Origin of the sequence: Nonomuraea diastatica, assembly GCF_004349015.1 — a bacterium.
GTDB classification, from domain to species: Bacteria; Actinomycetota; Actinomycetes; order Streptosporangiales; family Streptosporangiaceae; genus Nonomuraea; species Nonomuraea diastatica.
In genome coordinates this window covers 1-1263 of sequence record NZ_SMKP01000422.1, presented here as the reverse complement: position 1 = coordinate 1263, position 1263 = coordinate 1, and the positions used below count along the sequence as shown (strand labels likewise).

The following is a 1263-nucleotide window of genomic DNA, read 5'->3' as shown; positions in this document are numbered from 1 at the left end:
CCGTTCGCCGGGCGTCTATTTCGAACGCAACGTCGACAAGACGTCCGACAAGGATCTCTATGGCTGCAAGGTCATCCCGTCCCGGGGGGCCTGGCTGGAGTTCGAGATCGACAAGCGCGACAGCGTCGGTGTGCGCATCGACCGCAAGCGCAAGCAGGCCGTCACCGTGCTTCTCAAGGCACTGGGGTGGACCAACGAGAAGATCCTCGAGCGTTTCGGCCAGTACGAGTCGATGCGGGCCACCTTGGAGAAGGACCACACGGCCGGCCAGGATGACGCGCTGCTCGACATCTACCGCAAGCTGCGGCCGGGCGAGCCGCCGACCAAGGAGTCGGCGCAGACCCTGCTGGAGAACCTCTACTTCAACCCCAAGCGGTACGACCTGGCCAAGGTGGGCCGCTACAAGATCAACAAGAAGCTCGGGGTCGACGCCGAGATCACCCAGGGCACCCTGACCGAGGACGACATCGTCGCCACGATCGAATACATCGTCCGCCTCCACGCGGGCGAGGAGTCGATGCCGGGCGCCAACGGAGAGGTCATCGTCGAGATCGACGACATCGACCACTTCGGCAACCGTCGCCTGCGCAGCGTCGGCGAGCTCATCCAGAACCAGGTCCGCCTGGGCCTGGCCCGGATGGAGCGCGTCGTGCGCGAGCGGATGACCACGCAGGACGTCGAGGCGATCACGCCGCAGACCCTGATCAACATCCGCCCGGTGGTCGCGTCGATCAAGGAGTTCTTCGGCACCTCGCAGCTGTCGCAGTTCATGGACCAGACCAACCCGCTGGCCGGGCTGACGCACAAGCGGCGTCTGTCCGCGCTGGGCCCCGGCGGTCTGTCGCGTGAGCGGGCCGGCTTCGAGGTCCGTGACGTGCACCCGTCCCACTACGGCCGGATGTGCCCGATCGAGACCCCTGAAGGCCCCAACATCGGCCTGATCGGGTCGCTGGCCTCCTACGGCCGCATCAACGCCTTCGGCTTCGTCGAGACGCCCTACCGCAAGGTGGTCGACGGCAAGGTCACCGACCAGATCGACTACCTCACCGCCGACGAGGAGGACCGTTTCGTCAAGGCGCAGGCCAACACGGTGCTCAACCCCGACGGGTCGTTCGCCGACTCCCGGGTCCTCGTGCGCACCAAGGGGGGTGAGACCGAGCTCGCCCGTGCCGAGGAGGTCGACTACATCGACGTGTCGCCGCGCCAGATGGTGTCGGTGGCCACGGCGATGATCCCCTTCCTCGAGCACGACGACGCCAACCG

1 pseudogene is annotated in these 1263 nt (G+C 66.5%); it reads left to right on the top strand.

From position 1 onward, the window contains the following. Nucleotides 1-1263: pseudogene (locus E1294_RS51975) on the top strand (DNA-directed RNA polymerase subunit beta); the annotation flags it as partial.